This is a genomic window from Lysinibacillus sp. NPDC047702 (assembly GCF_050272555.1).
Lineage (GTDB): Bacteria > Bacillota > Bacilli > Bacillales_A > Planococcaceae > Lysinibacillus.
Genome location: NZ_JBNNMG010000141.1, coordinates 1 through 1618 on the forward strand (window position 1 = coordinate 1; position 1618 = coordinate 1618).

A 1618-nucleotide genomic window follows, 5' to 3' on the forward strand; every position below is an offset into this window, starting at 1 on the left:
GAAAGCGTAGTGCTAACGCAGCGGCAGCAACATGATGTTTTTTTGTGCGAAAGCGTAGTGCTAACGCAGCGGCAGCAACATGATGTTGGTCACTCGGGCGTTTTCACAGGAAGTGAAGTTCTTAGCCTGAGTTCCCCTATTTCAGCGGGCGTTTGTACACCCACTGAATAGAAAAAAACCGCATTCATTTCGCCACCTATAGAGATGGGAGTATTCTGCTGAATAAAGATAAATTTTCATACTAAAATAAAGTAGCAGCATCAAATATTTTTCAGTGAGAAAGAGAAACAACCATGAGGTCAACACGATGTTGGTCACGAAGGTTCTGTTACTATCGCTTAGTTACGCTTTAGAACAGGAAGCATGCATAACTACCATCCTTATATCTTTTGAATAAGACAAGCTATATCAAAGCTAGTAAAGGCTAAACTTACAACGAGACAGTCATTCTATTAAGTATAAGTAGCCTTCTATCTAGCACAAAAACTCGTCAATCGTGCACATACCCTTATCAAGTCAGCAATCTCCCCCTCAAAGCAGAGATTTCCTTATGTATTCGACAAAATAAAAGTCTTCGTATAAAGACATTGGATTTTTAGTAGCCTAGAATGGAGGTCACTTTCATTATGCCACATTCACAAAGTGTCTCCCTTGATTCAACACTATGAAAAAGTCTCCTTTATAGAAGATGCGTGATCAACAAGAATATACGTATGGTTGAAAATAATTTCTTTTCTAATTAACGGTTTAAATTTACCATAAATATTATATTTACATTCAATATTATCACTTTGGCGTATTTGTAGCTGCCGCTTTGCTTTCGCTACAGATAAACCGTCCGGATTTTGAATTGTGCCCAGACCTGCAGATGTTTTTTTTGAGAAAGCGTAGTGCTAACTTAACATCAGTAGCACGATGTTGGTCACTCAAGCGTTTTCACAGGATGAGAAGATCTTAGCCTGAGTTCTGCTATTTCAGTAGGTGTTTGGACACCCACTGAAAAGGACCAAAATCGCATTCATCTCACCATCTGTAGAGATGGGAGTTTTCTTTATCTGCTGCTGTCGCTACGCTACACGCATAAAATATCTGCCTCTATACTTTCGATACAAAAAACATTTGCTGAATGAAGATAAAAAAGTTCTTATGATTAATAAAAATCATAAGAACTTTTGATTATTAATTATAATGGCGGTCCCGACCGGGATCGAACCGGCGATCTCCTGCGTGACAGGCAGGCATGTTAACCGCTACACCACGGGACCTCTCTAAGACATTAATAAATATATCATAGAGATCATCCATATGCAATCATTTTATCACATTAGTTGTATTAGATTTTACTAATGTTATATGCTTGTCGTTATTATATTCTACTATTTCCCTAATACCATTTCGTTATATTTTCATTTTTTTCTCAGCCATGATATAACTCATGTTCATTTATCATGTGACTATAGCATTTTTGAAAAAGAACGGCTATAACACAAAAAAGCCAAGGAATTAATCCTCGACTTTTCAAACGCCTAGCAATGTCCTACTCTCACAGGGGGAAGCCCCCAACTACCATCGGCGCTAAAGAGCTTAACTTCCGTGTTCGGTATGGGAACGGGTGTGA

The 1618-nt window shown here is 38.3% G+C and carries 1 tRNA gene and 1 rRNA gene; both read right to left on the reverse strand.

From position 1 onward, the window contains the following. Positions 1 to 1189 precede the first annotated feature (1189 nt). Positions 1190 to 1265, reverse strand: a tRNA-Asp gene (locus tag ACQKIM_RS28065). Between the two features lie 259 nt (positions 1266 to 1524). Further along, positions 1525 to 1618 (reverse strand): 5S ribosomal RNA (gene rrf, locus ACQKIM_RS28070); the annotation flags it as partial.